Origin of the sequence: Pararhizobium polonicum, assembly GCF_001687365.1 — a bacterium.
Lineage (GTDB): Bacteria > Pseudomonadota > Alphaproteobacteria > Rhizobiales > Rhizobiaceae > Pararhizobium > Pararhizobium polonicum.
Map to the genome: position 1 here is coordinate 59614 of NZ_LGLV01000008.1, position 18281 is coordinate 77894.

The following is an 18281-nucleotide window of genomic DNA, read 5'->3' on the forward strand; positions in this document are numbered from 1 at the left end:
GCGGCTTTCAGGACGCGGTCGCTATTGCCGGCCATAACCGCTCTGTCGCCTCGATCAAAGCCCCGGTTCCGGCTGCGATCCAGTAGGCATCCGATGCGGCATCGTGGCCGATCCGCACCTCAAGGCCAGCTTCGCGGACAAGGACGGCGCCGCCGGCAATGTCCCACATGGTCGTGGTCTTCTGCAGGTGTCCGTCGAGAATGCCGCATGCGGTAAAGGCAAGCCCGATCGAGGTGGCGTGAAATCCTTCGACGATCCAGCCGCTGCGGCGCAGACCGGTGTGCAAGGCGGCGATGTCGTCGATATCGTCCGACAGGCTGTCGCCGAGCGACATGAGGCGGACTTCGGCGAATGGGATGTCGCGCGGGCAGGGCTTCCCGTTGAGGAAGAGGCCGGTGCCGTCAGCGGCGGCAAGCAGCTGCTTCAGGGCTGGAAGGGCGACGACACCCAGTTCCGGCCGTCCGTCGCGGACGAAACCGAGCGAGATCCCCCAGAGCGGCGAGCCGCGCAGGAAGTTGGACGTGCCGTCGATCGGATCGATGATCCAGTAGGCGTTGCCGATGGTGCCGCCCATTTCCTCGCCGACGATCGCCTCCCCGGGAAAGGCTTCCGCAAGCCTTTCCCGGATCAGGGCTTCGACTGTGGTGTCGGCCTCCGAGACGAAATCCTGCGCCCGTTTCGTGCGTGTTTCGATGGTGTCGCGCGCATGGAAGAAACGCGTCGCAAGGATGGCGGCCTCTTCGATCACGGCGATGGCGCGGGCAAGACGGTCCGGTATTGCGGTCACAGGGAAGCTCCGTTGGTGCAGGGACGCGACAGCCAGTTCTTGAAGGCCACGATCGTATCGGTCTGTATCGCACCGACGCCCGCATCGGAAAGCGCGCCCCAGACTGCTTCCGGGTTTTTGGCCGCGCGGCTGTCGTTGAAATCGAGGCAATGGGAAACGTCGAGCGTGTTGATCCACAACCGGATATTCTGGCGCTCAAGCTCCTCGCGGCCTGCCGCCAGATCGGCGATGTCGGCAAACCGGACCTCGATCATCGGTGCTGCAAGTGGGGCGATACGGCGCAGGTCCTCGGCAAACAGGCCGGGGCGGACGCTGAACATCGGCATATGGGGAATGCTGCCGAACCAGTCGACATCGCGGATTGGAAAATGCTCCGATGCCGGATCGACCGGGGTCTTCAGGATGACCTGATCTTCCATCGACAGCCGGCGTACCTCGGCTGCGATCAACGGCAGGTCACGGGCGAATTTGGTGTCGATGTTGACGGCGATGCGGCCGCGCGCCTCCTCCAGCGCTTCGGCCAGTGTCGGGATGGCTTCCTGAGTCACGTGAGCGCCTATGCCGCCGCCGCCGGACCGCAGGCGCACTTGGCGGATGGTTGCGAAGGGGAGTTGCGCGGCGATCCCCGTGCCGGTCGAGGTCCGGTCGAGCGTATCGTCATGGATGACGACGAGCATTCCATCGGCGGTCGCCTGCGCATCGATCTCGACGATTTCGACGCCGGCGGCAATCGCGTCACGGATGGCGGCCAGTGAGTTTTCCGGAGCGTGGGTCCAGAGGCCGCGATGGGCGACGGTGAGGATCTGCGGATTGTCGCGGGAGAGGAGGGAGGGGACCTTCGGGAAGGCGGGCTGAAGGGAGGATGCTGTCTGACTGGGCATTTTTGTGTCTCTAGCTGGGAGGGAGGATGGTTGGGAGGGGTGGTTAGAGTTTCCCCATGCCGGCGGCCATCAGGTCGTCGCGCAGGATACGGCCGGCGATGACGAAGACGATCAGGGCAGGAAGAAGCAGGATGAAGGCGATGATCGCGGCGACGGGCAACTGCAGGGAATAGGGGTTGAGGAAGATGTAGAGCTTGATCGGCAGGGTCTCGATGACGGGGGCGCCGACAATGAAGGACTTGTCGAACTCCTCGAAGCTGCCGATGAAGGAGAGCAGTCCGCCGGCGAGAAGCCCGGGCACGGCGAGCGGCAGGATGATGTGGAGAACGACGCCGGCCGTTCCGGCGCCGAGCGAGCGGGCGGCGTGGATCAGATCGTCGGGAATGGTCTCAAGCGCCGCCGTCAGCAGGCGGATCATCAACGGCAGCGTGCCGACGATCTGAACGAGGATGACACCGGTCATCGAATAGGACAGGCCGAGAAACAGGAAGACCTGGCCGATGCCGACGGCGACGACGAGACCGGGAATGATGACCGGCGCCAGAATGAAGATTTCCACCACCCGCTTCAGCCGGAAGGGAAACCGCGCCATGGCCCAGGCCGTTGGCAGCGCGATGAGGCCTGTCGCAAAGGTGACGATGACGGCAATGACGGTGCTGTTGAGCGCGGCACGCAACAGGCCGGGATCGGCGATCATGTCCATCCAGCGGCTGAGCGTGTAATCGCGCGGGATCACATGTGGCGGCGCCCAGCCATCGGCCACGCTCCAGAGGAACATCAGCACGAGCGGCAGGGCAATCGTCAGCCCCAAGGCGGCATAAAGCCCGGTTGAAACGAGCAGGCGATCATCCTCCTGAAAGACGCGGGCGCGTGCTGTCGGCAGGGTTTCGGCAAGGATGGTCATTCACTCGTCTCCCTTGGCACGGTTGACGCCGATCTTGGCCGTCAGCGCGTAATAGGCGAGAAGCACGGCAATGGCGAAGAGGCTGAGCACCATGCCCATCGCATAGACCTGCGCGAACTTGCCGTCGTTGAACTCGGAGACCATCAGCACGGAGAGCGGGCGCGGCGAGGGCGAGCCGACGATATCGGGAACGGCGTAGGAGCCCATGGAGCCGATGAACGTGAGAAGGATCGCAGCGGTAATCCCCGGCATGGCGAGCGGCACCTCGACGAAGACGAAAGTATTCAAACGCGAGGCGCCGAGCGATCGTGCCGCGTGGCGGATGTCTTCCGGAATGCCGGCAAAGGCACTGGTGATGATCAGGGTCATGAAGGGGATCTGTTTCCAGACGGTGGCGAGAATGACGCCGATGCCCCATTCGTCGCGCACGAGCTTGGGCAGGCTAAGACCGAAGGGCGCGATCACCCGGTCGATGAAGCCGCCGCGCTCGGCCATGATGATGACCATGAGTGCGACGATGATGCCGGGCACCGCCATCGGCAGCTTGTAGAGACCATTAAAGAGCTTTCGCCCCCGGAAGTTCTGCCGGATCAGTAATGCCAGCGGTATGGAAACGGCAAGCGAAACGATGACAGGGGCGACGCCATAGTAGATCGAGGTCTTCAGGCCGCGCAGCATTGTCGCGCGGGTGAAAATCCGCTCGTACCATTGCAGCGTGAAAGTGCCGCCGTTGAGCTGAAGACTGCCGATCAGCGCCGACGCCAGTGGGCCACCGAAGAAGACGACGAGATAGCCGACGCCGGGCAGCAGAAGCAGGGCAAGCTGCGCCCTGCGGTCGCGAAGGGCGGCCTGCATCACGCGGCCTCCGCACGTTCGAAACCGCTCAGAAGATGCAGCGCTCCGTTGAAATCGAGCGAGACCCGGTTGCCGGCAGCGATCAGGCTTTCGGCCCCGGCCTGGCTGATTTTCAGCGTGTTGCCGGCGATATCGACCATGTAAAGCGCATTGGCGCCCATGAAGGAAACCGACGTCACCATGCCCGCACCCGCTTCGTTCTGCCGGATCGCGATGGTTTCAGGACGCACGGAAACGCGCACGCTCCCCTTTGCCGGTGCAGACAGGGTGACGATCTGCCCCCAGGGCAGGCGGGCACGCAAACCATCGGCGTCAGCGGTCAGCAGGTTGGTCTGGCCGAGGAACCCGGCCGTAAACGCGCGGGTCGGCGCGCGGTAGAGATCGAGCGGCGTGCCCGTCTCGACGACCTTGCCGCCATCCATGACGACGATCCGGTCGGACATCGCCATGGCTTCCGCCTGATCGTGGGTCACGTAGATGCTGGTGGCGCCGATCCGGCGGTGCAGGTCGACCAGTTCCTGACGGAGCGTATCGCGCAGCTTGGCGTCGAGATTGGACAGGGGTTCGTCAAACAGAAGCAGGCGTGGCTGCATGACGATGGCGCGGGCGAGCGCAACCCGTTGCTGCTGGCCACCCGACAACTGGCGCGGCATACGCTCCACCAGTCCGGTCAGGTTGCAGATCTCCAGTGCATGCTCGATACGCCGTGCACGCTCCGGCTTGGGCACATTCTTCATGCGCAATCCGAAGGCGAGATTCTTGGCGACCGACATGTGGGGAAACAGCGCATAGGACTGAAACACCATGGCGATGTCGCGGGCCTCGGGCGGCAACAGGTCGATCCGGGTGCCCGCCAACCGTATTTCGCCGGCGCTCGGGCGGGCAATGCCCATCAGGATACGCAGCAGCGTGGACTTGCCGCAGCCCGAGGGGCCGAGGATGGTGACGAACTCGCCCCGTTCGACATTGATGGACACAGGGTGCAGCACGCGGGTTGCGCCATAGTCCTTGGTGATGTTGCTGATCTCGAGTTCGCTCATCGGATATCGTCTTTCAATCTCGGGAAAGAGGACCGGCTGTGCGTCCGGTCCGTCTCGAAAACGGGCATCGCCTTACTGGCTGAGGACCTTCTCATCCAGCGCGTCGCCGAGCGCCTTCGACATATCCCAGAAGGCCGGAGCCGAGAGGCGTGGATAGACGCTGGATGGCAGGAGGTATTTGGCGGTTTCCGGCGTGATGAGATCGCCGGTAAGGTCGGTGCGCGGCGAGCGCGAGGCCTTGTTTTCAAGCTTCCAGGCCTGGAAATCCTTGCCGATCGCCATGTCGATCAGGAGCAGGGCGGCCGCGACATGCTTGGCATTGGCCGGAACGAACATCGCATCGCCGCTGCCGACCTGTCCGTTTTCCAGAAGTGTCAGGCGGAATGTGTCGGGAAGCTGCTTGCCGCGAATGAAGGTCATGACCTGGTCTTCCCAGACGGTGCCCATATAGAGCTGCTGGTTGTTGATCAGGTTCAGCGTATCGGCATTGCCGTTGGTGAGTTCCGCAGCGCTGAGCAGCCTGCGGTAATAATCCCAGACTGGCTCCAGGCATTCGGATGTCATTGCCCAGTCGGCCGCCTGTTCTGCGGTCAGCGTGTAGTCCGTCAACTTGGTCCGGCATTCGCCGGTCAGGTAGTTGAGCGCGACGGAATAGATGAAGCCACCGCCGGAGCCGCCTTTCGAGGGCAGGGTGACGCCAAGGCGCATCGGGTTCTTCTCCGCCCAGGCAAGCAGTTCGTCGAAGGTCTTGGGCAGGTCGCCGGGCTTGATGAAGGCGCTGTCGTAGCCAATTGCGGTCTGGTTGAGATGAACGAGCGGATAGGCGCCGCCATGCGGCCGTCCAAAGAGGGATTGGGCGAAGGCCGGATCGTAGTGATCCATATTGGGCAAGATGGTCGTCAGTGGGATATTGCCGACCACACCGGCCGATGACAGCAGCGGGTAATCGCCGCCGCCGGCGAAATAGGCGTCGACCGGCGCATCTTCGCCGGCCTTCTGCACGGCGATCAGCTGCTGGTCGGCCTGTGCGCCATTCACATCGCTGTATTCGACCTTGATGCCGTATCTGGCCTCAAAGCGGGTGATCAGTTCCTTCCATGCGTCGCCGAAACTGCCGGCGAAATTGTACATGGTGACCGTGCCCTCGGCCTTCGCGGCCGGAACGACGATGTCGTAAAAATTGTCCCTGGTGACCTTCGAAAGATCGAAGTCGAGATTCTTCAGGTTCGTTTCGGCGGACAGGGCGGGTGTCGTCGCGGCTGAAAGGGCGAGCGCGGCAATGGCAAACAGTCTGGCGGTCATGCTGATGCTCCGGGTTGCTTGGATTGGCATTGCGGGCAATTAATACACTTTAAGTGTAATATTTATGACAGGCGAAACAAAACCCGCGTCAACGGCGCTCAGAGGAGGTTGCGGGAGATCCTGCGAGCGGATAAGCCAGAGCCATGACGCCCCCAAAACCTCCATCTCCGTCCGTTGCGCCATCCGGGCGCCCAGGCTTGCCGCTTGCCAGCGACAATGAGCGCATGATCCTGGACATCGTGCGCCGGCACGAGCCGATCACCCGTGCGGCGATGACCGAAAGGACCAATCTGACGCAGCAATCGGTCCATCGGCTGGTCGAAGGCCTGATCGAGCGCAATCTCCTGCGCGCAGGGGCGCCACTCAAGGGTGGCCGCGGGCAGCCGAGCCCGACGATCGAGCTGGTGGGCGAGGCCGTCTGTTCGCTGGGTATTTCGATCAATACCGATAGCGCAGTGCTGTGCCTTGCCGATTTCGGCTGCAATGTGATCGAGGAAATACAGCTGCGCATGGTGCCCGAACGCCGTGAAGCGACGCTGCAGGTGCTTTCGGGAGAATTGTCGGCCATGTTGGTCCGGCACGGGATCGCCCGTAGCCGCCTTCTGGGGCTTGGTTTCTCCATGTCCGGATTTTTCATTTCCGGCAACCGCGAATTCAATGCGCCGGAACCCTTGCGCGACTGGTCGCTGATCGATCTGCGGCCGGATCTCGAACGGATCTTTCAGATGCCCGTCTGGCTGGAGAACAACGCGACCACCGGCGCGATCGGCGAAAGTCTGCGCGGGGCAGGCCTGTCCTATCCGAGCTTCGCCTATCTCTCGTTCAATTACGGTTTCGGCGGCGGCGTGATCATCGATGGCAAGCCGCATCTCGGGGTGCACGGCAATGCCGGTGAATTCAGCGGTATCTATTCCGATGAGGAATCGTCGCGCCGGCCCGCTCTCCAATATCTCATCCGGGACCTGCAGGATAACGGCGTCGACATCCACGCCATCGAAGACCTGCGGACCCGTTTTGACCCGTCCTGGCCGGGCGTCGAAGCCTGGCTGGAAAAGACCATGCCGTCGGTCGACCGGCTGATCGCCACGCTCATTGCCGTCCTCGATCCGCAGGCAATCGTCTTTGGCGGGCAATTGCCGGCCGAGTTGGGGCGCATGATGATTGCCCGTGCGCGCAAATCCTCCGAAAAGGTGCACCGCTATGATGTGGGGCCACCGGTCGCCGAACTGGTACTCAGCCAGACGAAAGGCGATGCGGCGGTGCTCGGCGCTGCTCTCTTGCCCTTGAAGCTCAGCTATTTTCTTTAGCTTGCCGGGGCACATGCTCTTTCTGTTGTTTCCGTGAATTTCGGTCTGCGAACGTCGAGCGACCGATAGATGCAGGTCCGAGGCTGGCATCCCGTTGGCTTGTTATCCGAGACCGCTATTTCCCCACCGCGCAACCGCATCCAGTGCTGCCCTGTCATCAAGGCGGCACAACGGAGAATGCCGCGATTTTAGGCGTGCGCACATTCTGCCTCAATTGGCACTTGCCAAGCCCAAAAACCGTTGCTACAAATCTGTTATAACAAATATCAGAAAGAGGTGGAACTTCCATGAAACATGCAATGAGCATTCTCGTCGTCGCCAGCCTGATGAGCAGCACAGCGTTTGCGGCCGATATCAAGATCGGTGCCACGGCGCCGCTGACCGGCCCGCAGGCCATCTTCGGCACGACGCTTTTCAATGGTACGGATCTCTATTTTGAAGAGCTCAATGCCGCCGGCGGCATCAATGGCAACACTCTCGTCCTGTCGCGTCAGGACGACAAGGCCGACCCGAAAGAGGGGACGCTGGTTGCGCAAAAGTTCTGCGACGACGAATCCATCGTTGCCGTCATCGGTCACCTGAACAGCGGCGTGCAGCTCGCGGCTCAGTCCATCTACTCGGATTGCGAATTGCCGGAAGCTGTTCTCGGCTCCAATCCCGACATCACCAGGCAGGGTGCGGCAAACATTGTGCGCCCCACCGCCAGCGATTTTGCCCAGGGCGAATTGTCGGCCCAGTATGCGCTTGAAAAGCTCGGCGCCAAGAATGCAGCCATCGTCAACGACAAGCAGGCATTCGGTCAGGGCGTTTCTGAAATCTTCGCGGACGATTTCAAGAAAAGAGGCGGGGAGATCCACTCAACGTCATCGGTTAATCCAACGGATGTCGATTTTACGGCTGTGATAACCCAGCTCAAGTCGGCCAAGCCGGACGTCGTCTATATGGGCGCGGTCATGCCGCAGCTGGCCTTGTTTGCCAAGCAGATGCGCGAGCAGGGCCTGAATGCCAAGCTTCTGGTTCCAGATGGTGCTTTCACCCCGGATTTCGTTGCCCAGGCCGGCAAGGAAGCCGCGTCCAACGTCGTTTTGACTTTCCCGATCCCGCCGGCCGATGCCACGCCCGAACTGGTTTCGTTCGGCGAGCGCTACAAGAAGCGCTTTGGTGAAGAGGTCGGACCGTACTCGATCTATGGTTATGTCAGCGGTCAGATCGTTGCCGAGGCGATCAAGAAGGCCGCCGAGCCGACACGCGCAGACATTCTTCCGGCGTTGAAGGCTGTCGAGCTGGACACGATGCTGGGTCATGTCAAGTTTACCGATGTCGGCGAGCGCACGGTTGCTCCGATGTATCTCTACGAGATTCAGGACGGCGAATTCAAAATGGTCGGTCAGGCCAGCTGATTGAACGTGTGAACCGATGGGCCGCATGGTGCGGTCCATCGCCTGATTTCAATGACGGATCGCTCCGCCGGTTTCGCCCATGTCCAGCAGGACCGACGTGCCGGGTTCATGGTGCGGCTGGATCGCATCCGTCATTCAAGGCGAATTGTATATGACCAGTCTCATCCTCCAACAGACCATCAATGCCCTGACGATCGGCGCGATCTATGCGCTGATCGCACTGGGTTACACGATGGTCTACGGCGTTCTGCGCCTCATCAATTTCGCCCACAGCGAAATGTTCATGCTGGGTGGCTATGTCGCGCTGGTGGCGCTTTCGGTTTTCGCTGTTACGGGAGGGCCGGCCTATGCGATTGTCGTTATCGGCGTCATGGTGGTGACCTTCTCGGCCGTGGGAGTGATCGGCGTCGTGACGGAGCGCGTGGCTTATAAACCCTTGCGCAATTCGAGCCGGCTTGCGCCGATGTTGAGCGCGCTTGGTGTTTCCATGGCGCTGCAGGCTGCAATGCAGCTCATCGCAGGGCCGCAACCCATCGCCTTCCCGGCGCTTGTCGAGCCGGAGCGTCTGCAGTTGGGTGATGCAAGTATAACATATCTGCAAATCTTCATCGTTGCGCTGTCCGTCGGGCTGATGTTCGCCCTCCAGTTCCTCATTACGCGCACGCGTCTGGGTGTGCTGGTAAGAGCCGTTGCGGAAAATCACCACACCGCGGCATTGCTCGGCGTCAGCGTCAACAGAACGATCAGCCTGATCTTCTTCGTCGGTCCCGGCCTCGGCGCGCTCGGCGGCGTCCTCTATGGCTCATACTATGGTCTCGTCAGCCCGACGATGGGTGTCGTCGTGGGGCTGAAGGCGTTCACCGCGGCCATTCTCGGTGGTATTGGCTCGATCCCCGGTGCGATGATCGGCGGCTTTGTGCTGGCGTTCTTGGAAGTATTTGGAACGGCGCTGCTTCCCATTCTGAGCCACGGTATTCTTGGAACCGAATATCGCGACATCTTTGCATTCGCTGTTCTCATCGCTGTGCTTCTCTTCCGTCCGGCAGGCCTTCTTGGCGAAAGCGTCACGGAAGAGTCCGGCGTCACCAAGCGGGAGTTTTGAGATGAGCGCACGAGAGACCATTCTTGACCGCGACACGGCTTCGGTGCCCGCAAAGCGCCGGCTCAACCCGCTTGGCCTTCTTTGCATCGGCGCTGCCCTGGCGCTCCTTGCCTATGTGCCGACCTTGCCGAACTACTACCTGCGCATCGCCGATCTGGTGTTGATCTACATTATTCTCGGCATGGGCCTGAACATCGTCATCGGCTATGTCGGCCTTCTCGACCTCGGCTTTGTCGCCTTCTATGCGGTTGGCGCCTATTGTTATGCGTTGCTTTCGAGCAATTATTTCGACATTCACCTGCCATTCCTTGCCGTTCTGGTTGTTGCTGCCTTTGCGGGCGGGATCACCGGCATTTTGCTCGGTATTCCGGTCCTGCGGCTGCGCGGCGATTATCTGGCGATCGTGACGCTCGGTTTCGGCGAGATCATCCGCATCCTGATCAACAATGTCGATTGGCTCACCAACGGCCCGCGTGGCATCACCGGCATCGATAGGCTTTCGTTGTTCGGCTATCAGGTCAGTACGCCGATGCAGTTCTATTTCCTGCTTCTGGCACTTGCGGTGGTAACGGGCGTGCTGGTCTACCGGCTTGAGCGCTCGATCCTTGGCAAGGCATGGTTTGCCCTGCGCGAAGATCAGGATGCGGCTGTGGGCGTCGGCATCGACAAGACCCGTGTCAAGCTGATCGCATTTGCGACAAGCGCTGTCATCGGCTCAACCTGCGGCGTCATTTTCGCAGCGTTCCAGCGCTTCGTCAGCCCTGAGAGTTTCACCCTCAACGAGTCCATTCTCGTGGTGCTCGTCATCGTTATCGGCGGCATCGGCAATATCGTCGGCATCGTCGTCGGCGCCGTCGTGCTGGTCGTCATGCCGGAGCTGCTGCGCGAATACGCGGAATACCGCATGCTTCTGTTCGGCCTGCTGCTTGTCGGCGTGATCGTGATGCGCCCGCGCGGCATCGTTCCGCAATCCCTGACGCCGGTGCGGCTGATTTCTAAACTGGTGTGGAAATAATGCTGGAACTCAAAAATCTCGTTAAGCGGTTTCAGACGCTTGTCGCGACAAACGACGTCACGATGACGTTCGAGCCGGGCATGATCTATGGCATTATTGGCCCGAATGGTGCAGGCAAGTCCACGCTGATCAACCTGATGTCGGGTTCGTTTCCGCCGACCAGCGGTGAGATCGTTCTGAACGGAAGCGCGGTGCAGAGCCTGCCAAAGCACAAGATCAGCATGGCGGGCATTGCGCGGACCTACCAGAACGTGCGCCTGTTCGATCATCTGACCGCGCTGGAGAATCTCGAAGTCTGTTTTTATCCGACGGATCGCGGCGCAGTCTGGAAGGAAGTGCTGGTCCCCGGCTACGGCCGGCGCCGGGACCGCGAGCGTCGTGATCTCTGCTACGCCATCCTGGAGCTTTGCGGCATTGCCCAATATGCCGACATGCAGGCCAATCTCCTCCCTTACGGTCGCCAGCGTATCCTGGAGATCGCCCGGGCACTGGTTCGTGACCCGGCCGTGCTTCTGCTGGATGAACCGGCCGCGGGCCTCAATCACAACGAAACGGCCGATCTGACATCCCGCCTGCGGTCATTTGTCAAACCGCACCGCTCCATCATCGTCGTCGAACACGACATGGATCTCGTCATGTCGCTCTGCGACTGGATCTACGTCCTCAATTTCGGCAGCCTTCTCTTTGCCGGTACGCCCGCGCAGGTGCAGGCAAGCGAAGTCGTGCAGGAAGCTTACTTAGGAACCACCGATGAACTCGACGAAATCCGAGCCCTTGCTCAAGATCGAAAAGCTAACCTCGGGCTACGGGCCAACGCAGATCCTCAACACCATTGATCTGGAAGTCCGTGCCGGAGAGATCGTCGTCGTCGTTGGTCCCAATGGCGCTGGCAAGACCACGCTGCTCAACACGATCTCCGGTCTGACGACAGTCAGCCAGGGGAGCGTGCAGTTTGCAGGCACCGACATCACCCGCATGAATGTCGCGCGCATTCCGCATCTTGGCCTGTCGCATTGTCCGGAGGGGCGCCGCATCCTCACCCGCCTGACGGTCGAGGAAAACCTGATTGCCGCTTGCATCGATCGCAACCGGAGTTTCGAGGAAAAGCGCGATGATGTCTACACGCTCTTCCCGATCCTGCACGAAAGACGGCATGGCTCGGCGCAGCGCTTATCCGGCGGCCAGCAGCAGATGCTGGCGATCGGCCGCTGCCTGATGGCCGAGCCGAGCCTCGTCATGATGGACGAGCCGTCGCTCGGTCTGGCGCCCAAGCTCATCGCCCAGATCTTCCGCATTATCGTTGATCTGGCCAATCGCGGCATCGCCATCCTGCTTGTTGAGCAGAATGTCCGCCTGGCGCTGGAGATCGGTGACTACGCGTACCTCTTTGAATCCGGCCGTTGCCGCCTTGAGGGCGGGGCAAAGCGCATCGCCGAGGACCCGTCGCTTATCGACCTTTATCTCGGCGCACACGGACAAGTGGAGCATTGAACATGGCAGACCAACAGATGCACCACTGGCGCAAAATCTCGAAAGAAGTGGAATTCGCCGGCACTCCGCTCCGGGGCGATCTCGATGCTGACGTCGTGGTCATCGGCGCTGGCTTCACCGGTCTCAATGCTGCGATCGAACTGGCTACAGCGGGCACCCGTGTGGTTGTGCTCGAAGGCTTAGACATCGGTCAGGCCGCATCGGGGCGCAACAACGGACAGGTTATTCCGCATCATTCCAAGAAGAGCCCGAGCGAATTTGCGGCGCTGTTGGGCCAAAAGCGCGGTGATATCTATAACGAGATGGTGGCCAATGCGCCGCTTCGCCTGTTCGAGATGATCCGCAAATATGACATCGCGTGCGATTTGGTTAGCAAAGGCTGGATGCAGGCCTGTCATTCGCTGGAAGCCCTCAAGCGCGCCCAGATTTTCCATGCCGAATGGAAGGCGTTCGGATGTGAGGTCGAGTGGCTGGATTCTTCCGCGATTGCCGAAAAGATCGGCGGCGGCGATTTTCTCGGCGGCTGGAAGGCATTGAACGCCGGCTATCTCAATCCCTACGCCCTGACGCAGGGTCTGGCGCGCGCCGCCGCTCAGGAAGGGGCCGTCATCCACACGCGTTCGATGGTCACAGCCATCGAGAAGCGTGGCAATGGCTGGTTTGTCAAAACCGCTGACGGCAGTGTGCGCGCCGCGAAAGTGCTTGTTGCCGCAAATGCGGTGGCAGGCCATTTCTGGCCTTCGCTGCACAAGGCGATGATCCCCGTTCGCGTCTATCAGATTGCCACCGCGTCGTTTTCGCAAGACGTGCAGCGCAAGATCCTGCCCGGCCGCGAGGGCGTCTCCGATACCAGCCGGGATATCCGGGCATTCCGCTATGACTCGACCGGCGGCCTGGCCATGGTCGGTTCCCATACGGTCTGGTTCAACGCTGCCGAGCGCGGCAAGCGCAAGGTCATGCACCGGCTCACCAGCCTGCTGCCACAGGTGCCGGACGTTCCCGCGGCCGAATATTGGGAAGGCGTCATCGCGGTCGTTCCCGACAAGGTTCCCCGGTTGATGGAGCTGGCACCGGGCGTGCTGTTTGCAGGCATTTATTCGGGGCGCGGCATCGCCATGAGCACGGTGTGGGGGCGCAACGCGGCGCAGATCCTGACCGGACGCCTGACGGATAGCGCCATGCCCATGCCGATCGGCGGCCTGCAGACTGTCGCGGGACATGGCGTCGGCGTTCAGGTCGCGCGTTTTATCCACCCCTGGCATCGGCTTCAGGACCGCCTGGACAAGCGCGCCTGAGATGTTCGGCGCAATGCCGCCCCAAGACAGAAATTCGAAATGAATCTGGTAAAGTTGAGATGAAGAACGGACCCTCCATAGACGAACAGCTGGAAATGTACCGGCGTATGATCATTACCCGCAGGCTCGAGGAGCAACTGGGTGACCTGCACAAGGCTGGCAAGACACGCGGCCCGATCCATCGTTGCGACGGTCAGGAAGCGGTCGGCATTGCCGCCACTGCCATGCTCTCGGACAGCGATTACATCACCAGCACGCATCGCGGTCACGCGCATTATGTCGGCAAGGGCCTCGATGTTTATAAAATCCTTGCGGAAATTCTTGGCCGTGAAACAGGCTACTGCAAGGGACGTGCCGGCCACATGCTTGTGGCGGACGCTTCGCGCGGCATGATCGGGGGTAATGCCATTGTTGGCGCCAGCATTCCGGCTGCCACCGGCATGGCGCTGTCCATACAGGTCCAGGGCCGCAAGGATGTGGCCATGTGCTTCTTCGGGGATGGCGCGGCGCAGACCGGCATTGCCCATGAATCCATGAATATCGCGTCGCTCTGGAAGCTGCCGGTGGTTTTCATTCTGGAGCACAACCAGTTCGGCCTGACCGTGCACCATTCCGTGCAGTCGGTCGTATCGGATCTCAGCATTCGCGGCGCCGGCTACAATATTCCGAGCGAGATCGTTGACGGCAACGACGCGGTCGCGGTCTATCGCGCCGTTTCCACTGCCGTTGACAGGGCCCGCCGGGGCGAGGGGCCAACCCTTATCGAGGCCAAGACCTATCGTATCGAGGGTTTTTCCACCTCCGATATGGGCGGCTACCAGCTGGATGAAGACATCAAGGCGTGGAAAGCACGCGATCCGATTAAGGTCAGCTTCGATGCTCTGAAGGCAGAAGTCGGTGAAGACAAGCTCGCCGCCATCGATGAAGCAGCCACGGCCGTTGTCGCCGCTGCCGTCGAAAGGGCGCTTGCCGATCCATACCCCACATTTGAATTGCATCCGGCCAGTGCGGCCTATTCGGAGGCACGCTGATGGCCAAGCTACGTTACGCAGAAGCATTGAACGCCGCGTTGCGCGAGGAAATGCAGCGCGATCCCAACGTTTTCCTGTTCGGCGAGGATATCGCCCGCTACGGCGGCGTGTTCAAGGTGACACGCGGCCTGATGGAAGAGTTCGGTGAATCCCGGGTTCGCGATACGCCGATTTCGGAGCAGACGCTTGCCGCCATGGCGGTAACGGCCGCGATGACCGGTACGCGTCCCGTGCTGGAAATCATGTATGCCGACTTCATGCCGCTCGTGCTAGACGCCTTGATCAACCAGGCCTCGATCTATGAGTATATCTGGGCCGATCAGGTGCAGATGCCCTTCGTCCTGCGCACGCAGGGCGGCGGCGGCGCGGGTGCCGGCGCGCAGCATTCCAAGAGCCTCGACGTGCTGATTGCCCACATACCGGGCATCAAGGTCGTTGCTCCCGTTACCCCCGCCGATGCGAAGGGCATGCTGAAGGCGGCCATTCGCGATCAGCAGCCGGTTGTCTTTCTTGAGCACAAGCTGCTCTACAACCTTCGCGACGAGGTGCCGGACGATGAGGATTTCATCGTCGAGATCGGCAAGGCCCGGACCGTGGTGGAAGGCACCGACATTTCCATCTTCGCAACCTCGCGCATGGTGCTCGAAAGCCAGAAGGCGGCGGAATTGCTTGCCGCTGACGGTATCAAGGCGGAAGTCATCGACCTGCGCTCGCTGCGTCCACTCGATCTGAACGCGATCAAAGCCTCCATCGCCAAGACGCACCATGCCGTCGTCGTCAATGAGGGATGGCGCTTCTGTGGCTACGCGGCAGAGCTTTCCGCCACCATCATGGATCATGCGTTCGACGATCTGGATGCGCCGGTGCAGCGCGTGACGCTTCCGGATCTGCCGGTTCCGTATAGCGAGCCGCTGGAAATGGCTGTTCTTCCCAATGCGGCCAAGATCGCTGATGCAGCGCGCAAGGCGCTGGCCTGAAGGAGGCAGTCATGACCGATATTGTCGTAACCGGCGCCGGCGGCGAATATATGGAAGCCGTCGTCGTCGTCGAATGGCTGGCCAAGGTTGGCGACAACCTCAAGGCCGGTGACATCGTTGTGGTCGTCGAAACGGCCAAGGCCGCGACGGAAATCGAAGCACCGGCATCCGGCGTGCTGAGCGAAATCCGGGCCGATGTCGGCACGGAAATCGAGATCGGTGGATTGCTGGGTATTATCGGTGACGCGGATGCAAAGCGCGCGGCTGTCCCGGCCGCCGCATCTGTTGCTGCAATTGATGCACCGCCGCCTGTGGCAAGTGCTCCGGTCATATTGACGCCGGTGAAGGTGGAAGCGGTTTCGGACCGCATTGTCGCTTCGCCGCTGGCGCGCCGCATTGCAGCTTTGAATGGCATCGATCTTGCCACGGTGCTGGCGACAAGCCCGAGCGGCCGCATCAAGGTGCGGGACATTGAGATGACACTGAAGGCCGCAAAGCCGGTGGCAGCACCCGCCGTTGCTTCCCGCATCGTCGCGGAAAAAGCTGAGGGCGACGCGTCCGGTCAGCTCTATATGCAGCGTCGTGCCGGCGATGGTATGCCCATTGTCTTCCTGCATGGTTTCGGCTCGGATTCGCTGTCCTGGCGCCCGGTGCTGACAGCGCTGCGCAGCCGCAATACGACGGTCAGCATCGATCTGCCATCTCACGGCCGCTCGCCCTTCATGCCCATTGCCGATGTCCGCGCTCTTGGGGCAGCGGTCTCGGCCGCGCTTGAAGGCGAAGGGCTGGATCAGATTCATCTCGTTGGCCACTCGCTTGGCGGTGCTACCGCGCTTGCGATTGCCGAAGCCGGCCGCATCGAGATCCGGTCGCTGACGCTTATATCGCCTGCCGGTCTCGGTGCGGAGATCGACGGTTCCTTCATCGATGGCTTTTCCCGCGCAACGCGCAAGGAAAGCCTGGAGCCCTGGCTGCGTCGTCTCGTCGCCGATGAAAGCCTGATCAATCCGGCCTTTGTGTCTGCGACGATGCAATCGCGCGAGAATGCGGATCTTCGCGATGCGCAGGCCGAGCTTGCGGACCGGTTGTTTCCCGATGGCACGCAGGCTGCCGATTTCCGTCAGGCTTTCGCCCGTCTTGGCATGCCGCAGAAGATCATCTGGGGAATCCAGGACAGCATCATTCCGTGGAAGCATGCGCTTGCCGGTACCGGCAAGGCAGGTCTGCACCTGCTGCCCGCCATTGGCCATATGCCGCAATTCGAGGCGGCCGGAGCCGTTGCTGCGGCCATCGATGAGCTCGTGAGGGCCACCGCATGAGCCGCCGGATCTTGCTCATAGGGTGTGGCAATATGGGATTTGCCATGCTGAAAGGCTGGCTTTCCAGCGACGCCGGCTTTGACATTCATGTGGTCGAGCCCGCTGAGCCGCTTCGTATCCGCGCCCGGGAAGCCGGTGCATCGATCTCGCGCGATCGCGATGGTATTCCGGCGGATTTTGTGCCGGATGCCATTGTGATCGCGGTCAAGCCACAGGTCATTCATGCGGTTCTGCCGGATTACAAGGTTTTTGCCACGGGCGGACACCCCGCCTTGTTCCTTTCCGTTGCGGCCGGTATCAGCACGCAGGCGATCGAGACGTCGGTGGATAAGGACGCGGCGGTCATTCGCTGCATGCCGAATACGCCCGCCGCCATCGGCGAGGGTATGATGGTATGCTACGCCAATCGTGCAACGACGGCCGGGCAGCGGGAACTTGCAGGCGAACTTCTCAGGCGCAGCGGCAAGGTGGCCTTTATCGATGATGAGGGTATGATGGATGCGGTGACGGCGGTTTCCGGGTCCGGCCCGGCCTATCTGTTCCACTTTATCGAAGCTCTGTCCCAAGCGGGTGCAAAAGCCGGTTTGCCGGAAGACTTCGCGTCTGAGCTTGCCTTGCAAACGGTTTACGGCGCGGCGCGCCTCGCTTTTTCCAGTGCGGATACGCCGTCCACTCTGCGTCAGCAGGTGACCAGCCCGAACGGCACCACGGCGGCGGCACTTGATGTGTTCATGGGCAAATCGGAGCTTGCCGATCTCGTTGCCAAGGCTGTTGCTGCGGCAACGGCTCGCTCCATCGCCCTGGGCAAGGCTTGAGGAGGGCGCACTTGACCAGACCGACAGCAGTTGTCAGCGGAGCGACCAGCGGCATAGGCAAGGCCATTGCCTTGCGTCTGGCCGATGGCGGCTATGATGTGCTGGCGCTCGGCACCAACGCTGCGAAGCTGCGGGCGCTTGAGAAGGACTACGGTCTTCGCATCAAAGGCGTCGATATCGCCGATGCCGATCTGGTTATGCAGGCTCTTGAGGGCGTTGAAGCCGACCTTCTCGTTCATGCCGCCGGCGTCTTGGGGACGGCCGGCAAGGTTTATGAAATCACGGCCGAAGCTGCCGCCGATATTCTGGGCGTCAATGTGATGGGAACGGTCAGTCTGCTACGGGCGCTTGTCCCCTCCATGGTCGAGCGCAGAGCGGGATATATCATTCTGCTGGGGTCGGTGGCCGGCCGGAACCCCGGAAATGGCCCCGCACTTTACAGCGCCAGCAAGGCTGCCGTCAGCGCATTGGCCGCGGGCTTGCGCAATGACCTGCACGGCACCGGCGTGCGCGTTACCGAAATCCAGCCGGGGCGTGTGAACACCGGCATGCACCGGCAGCTGGCCAGCGGTGACTTTTACCACGGCTACCAATGTCTGGAAGCCGACGATATCGCTTCGACGGTTGCTCATCTCGTTTCCCTGCCGCCGCACGTCGATGTCAGCCAGCTGGAAATACTGCCGACGGATCAGACATTGGGTGGATCGCGCTTCCGGCAACGATCCAACTCGACAAATGCATGAAAGAATAACGGGGACTG

The 18281-nt window shown here is 61.3% G+C and carries 18 protein-coding genes; 12 read left to right on the forward strand and 6 right to left on the reverse strand.

Annotated elements, in window-relative coordinates; all coding sequences use genetic code 11:
* Nucleotides 1-7 precede the first annotated feature (7 nt).
* The 6 genes from ADU59_RS13270 to ADU59_RS13295 form a co-directional block, all read right to left on the reverse strand.
* Complete coding sequence (locus ADU59_RS13270; RefSeq protein WP_425332015.1) at nucleotides 8-787, reverse strand: inositol monophosphatase family protein; 780 nt, start codon at nucleotides 785-787, stop codon at nucleotides 8-10.
* The gene (locus ADU59_RS13275; RefSeq protein WP_068954608.1) at nucleotides 784-1668 is read right to left on the reverse strand and encodes a glycerophosphodiester phosphodiesterase family protein; all 885 of its coding nucleotides are present in this window, start codon (nucleotides 1666-1668) and stop codon (nucleotides 784-786) included. Before ADU59_RS13275 ends, ADU59_RS13270 begins: the two co-directional genes overlap by 4 nt.
* A 43-nt stretch (nucleotides 1669-1711) precedes the next feature.
* Nucleotides 1712-2572, reverse strand: coding sequence for an ABC transporter permease (locus ADU59_RS13280; protein ID WP_068954609.1), 861 nt, complete (start codon nucleotides 2570-2572; stop codon nucleotides 1712-1714).
* Nucleotides 2573-3427 carry an ABC transporter permease gene (locus ADU59_RS13285; protein WP_068954610.1) on the reverse strand — a complete coding sequence of 285 codons (855 nt, stop codon included), beginning with the start codon at nucleotides 3425-3427 and terminating at the stop codon, nucleotides 2573-2575. It lies immediately after the preceding gene.
* Nucleotides 3427-4467 (reverse strand): ABC transporter ATP-binding protein, encoded by a 1041-nt coding sequence (locus tag ADU59_RS13290; protein WP_068954611.1) that lies wholly within the window; start codon nucleotides 4465-4467, stop codon nucleotides 3427-3429. Before ADU59_RS13290 ends, ADU59_RS13285 begins: the two co-directional genes overlap by 1 nt.
* Before the next feature lie 72 nt (nucleotides 4468-4539).
* Complete coding sequence (locus tag ADU59_RS13295; protein WP_068954612.1) at nucleotides 4540-5769, reverse strand: extracellular solute-binding protein; 1230 nt, start codon at nucleotides 5767-5769, stop codon at nucleotides 4540-4542.
* 143 nt (nucleotides 5770-5912) lie between these two features.
* Between ADU59_RS13295 and ADU59_RS13300 the strand changes: the two genes are divergently transcribed.
* From ADU59_RS13300 to ADU59_RS13355, 12 genes are all read left to right on the forward strand, one after another.
* Nucleotides 5913-7076, forward strand: coding sequence for an ROK family transcriptional regulator (locus tag ADU59_RS13300; RefSeq protein ID WP_068954613.1), 1164 nt, complete (start codon nucleotides 5913-5915; stop codon nucleotides 7074-7076).
* A 287-nt stretch (nucleotides 7077-7363) separates the two neighbouring features.
* On the forward strand, nucleotides 7364-8476 hold the full coding sequence (locus ADU59_RS13305) for a branched-chain amino acid ABC transporter substrate-binding protein (RefSeq protein ID WP_083198254.1): 1113 nt from the start codon (nucleotides 7364-7366) through the stop codon (nucleotides 8474-8476).
* Between the two features lie 151 nt (nucleotides 8477-8627).
* Nucleotides 8628-9578, forward strand: a complete 951-nt coding sequence (locus ADU59_RS13310) for a branched-chain amino acid ABC transporter permease (protein ID WP_068954615.1) — start codon at nucleotides 8628-8630, stop codon at nucleotides 9576-9578.
* A gap of 1 nt (nucleotide 9579) precedes the next feature.
* A complete protein-coding gene (locus ADU59_RS13315) occupies nucleotides 9580-10593 on the forward strand; it encodes a branched-chain amino acid ABC transporter permease (RefSeq protein WP_083198255.1) in 1014 nt (337 codons plus the stop codon).
* Nucleotides 10593-11429: an ABC transporter ATP-binding protein gene (locus ADU59_RS13320; protein ID WP_068954616.1), complete on the forward strand. Its 837-nt coding sequence runs from the start codon at nucleotides 10593-10595 to the stop codon at nucleotides 11427-11429. Before ADU59_RS13315 ends, ADU59_RS13320 begins: the two co-directional genes overlap by 1 nt.
* Entirely contained in the window at nucleotides 11344-12084 is a 741-nt protein-coding gene (locus ADU59_RS13325) for an ABC transporter ATP-binding protein (protein ID WP_083198256.1), read from the forward strand. Before ADU59_RS13320 ends, ADU59_RS13325 begins: the two co-directional genes overlap by 86 nt.
* Nucleotides 12085-12086: 2 nt before the next feature.
* Nucleotides 12087-13379 (forward strand): NAD(P)/FAD-dependent oxidoreductase, encoded by a 1293-nt coding sequence (locus ADU59_RS13330; protein WP_068954618.1) that lies wholly within the window; start codon nucleotides 12087-12089, stop codon nucleotides 13377-13379.
* Between the two features lie 59 nt (nucleotides 13380-13438).
* Nucleotides 13439-14410 (forward strand): thiamine pyrophosphate-dependent dehydrogenase E1 component subunit alpha, encoded by a 972-nt coding sequence (locus ADU59_RS13335; protein WP_068954619.1) that lies wholly within the window; start codon nucleotides 13439-13441, stop codon nucleotides 14408-14410.
* Nucleotides 14410-15387, forward strand: a complete 978-nt coding sequence (locus tag ADU59_RS13340; protein WP_068954620.1) for an alpha-ketoacid dehydrogenase subunit beta — start codon at nucleotides 14410-14412, stop codon at nucleotides 15385-15387. The genes ADU59_RS13335 and ADU59_RS13340 overlap by 1 nt, the downstream gene beginning before the upstream one ends.
* Nucleotides 15388-15398: 11 nt before the next feature.
* Nucleotides 15399-16706 (forward strand): acetoin dehydrogenase dihydrolipoyllysine-residue acetyltransferase subunit, encoded by a 1308-nt coding sequence (locus ADU59_RS13345; RefSeq protein WP_068954621.1) that lies wholly within the window; start codon nucleotides 15399-15401, stop codon nucleotides 16704-16706.
* Nucleotides 16703-17521, forward strand: coding sequence for a pyrroline-5-carboxylate reductase (gene proC / locus ADU59_RS13350; RefSeq protein ID WP_068954622.1), 819 nt, complete (start codon nucleotides 16703-16705; stop codon nucleotides 17519-17521). Before ADU59_RS13345 ends, proC begins: the two co-directional genes overlap by 4 nt.
* An 11-nt stretch (nucleotides 17522-17532) precedes the next feature.
* Nucleotides 17533-18264 carry an SDR family oxidoreductase gene (locus ADU59_RS13355; RefSeq protein ID WP_158515722.1) on the forward strand — a complete coding sequence of 244 codons (732 nt, stop codon included), beginning with the start codon at nucleotides 17533-17535 and terminating at the stop codon, nucleotides 18262-18264.
* Nucleotides 18265-18281 lie beyond the last annotated feature (17 nt).

Coding starts and splice junctions, on each gene's coding strand:
- ADU59_RS13285 (WP_068954610.1), bottom strand. CDS start 3,427: ATGCAGGCCGCCCTTCGCGACCGCAGGGCGCAGCTTGCCCTGCTTCTG.
- proC (WP_068954622.1), top strand. CDS start 16,703: ATGAGCCGCCGGATCTTGCTCATAGGGTGTGGCAATATGGGATTTGCC.
- ADU59_RS13300 (WP_068954613.1), top strand. CDS start 5,913: ATGACGCCCCCAAAACCTCCATCTCCGTCCGTTGCGCCATCCGGGCGC.
- ADU59_RS13345 (WP_068954621.1), top strand. CDS start 15,399: ATGACCGATATTGTCGTAACCGGCGCCGGCGGCGAATATATGGAAGCC.
- ADU59_RS13340 (WP_068954620.1), top strand. CDS start 14,410: ATGGCCAAGCTACGTTACGCAGAAGCATTGAACGCCGCGTTGCGCGAG.
- ADU59_RS13275 (WP_068954608.1), bottom strand. CDS start 1,668: ATGCCCAGTCAGACAGCATCCTCCCTTCAGCCCGCCTTCCCGAAGGTC.
- ADU59_RS13290 (WP_068954611.1), bottom strand. CDS start 4,467: ATGAGCGAACTCGAGATCAGCAACATCACCAAGGACTATGGCGCAACC.
- ADU59_RS13325 (WP_083198256.1), top strand. CDS start 11,344: ATGAACTCGACGAAATCCGAGCCCTTGCTCAAGATCGAAAAGCTAACC.
- ADU59_RS13330 (WP_068954618.1), top strand. CDS start 12,087: ATGGCAGACCAACAGATGCACCACTGGCGCAAAATCTCGAAAGAAGTG.
- ADU59_RS13335 (WP_068954619.1), top strand. CDS start 13,439: ATGAAGAACGGACCCTCCATAGACGAACAGCTGGAAATGTACCGGCGT.
- ADU59_RS13280 (WP_068954609.1), bottom strand. CDS start 2,572: ATGACCATCCTTGCCGAAACCCTGCCGACAGCACGCGCCCGCGTCTTT.
- ADU59_RS13305 (WP_083198254.1), top strand. CDS start 7,364: ATGAAACATGCAATGAGCATTCTCGTCGTCGCCAGCCTGATGAGCAGC.
- ADU59_RS13310 (WP_068954615.1), top strand. CDS start 8,628: ATGACCAGTCTCATCCTCCAACAGACCATCAATGCCCTGACGATCGGC.
- ADU59_RS13315 (WP_083198255.1), top strand. CDS start 9,580: ATGAGCGCACGAGAGACCATTCTTGACCGCGACACGGCTTCGGTGCCC.
- ADU59_RS13295 (WP_068954612.1), bottom strand. CDS start 5,769: ATGACCGCCAGACTGTTTGCCATTGCCGCGCTCGCCCTTTCAGCCGCG.
- ADU59_RS13320 (WP_068954616.1), top strand. CDS start 10,593: ATGCTGGAACTCAAAAATCTCGTTAAGCGGTTTCAGACGCTTGTCGCG.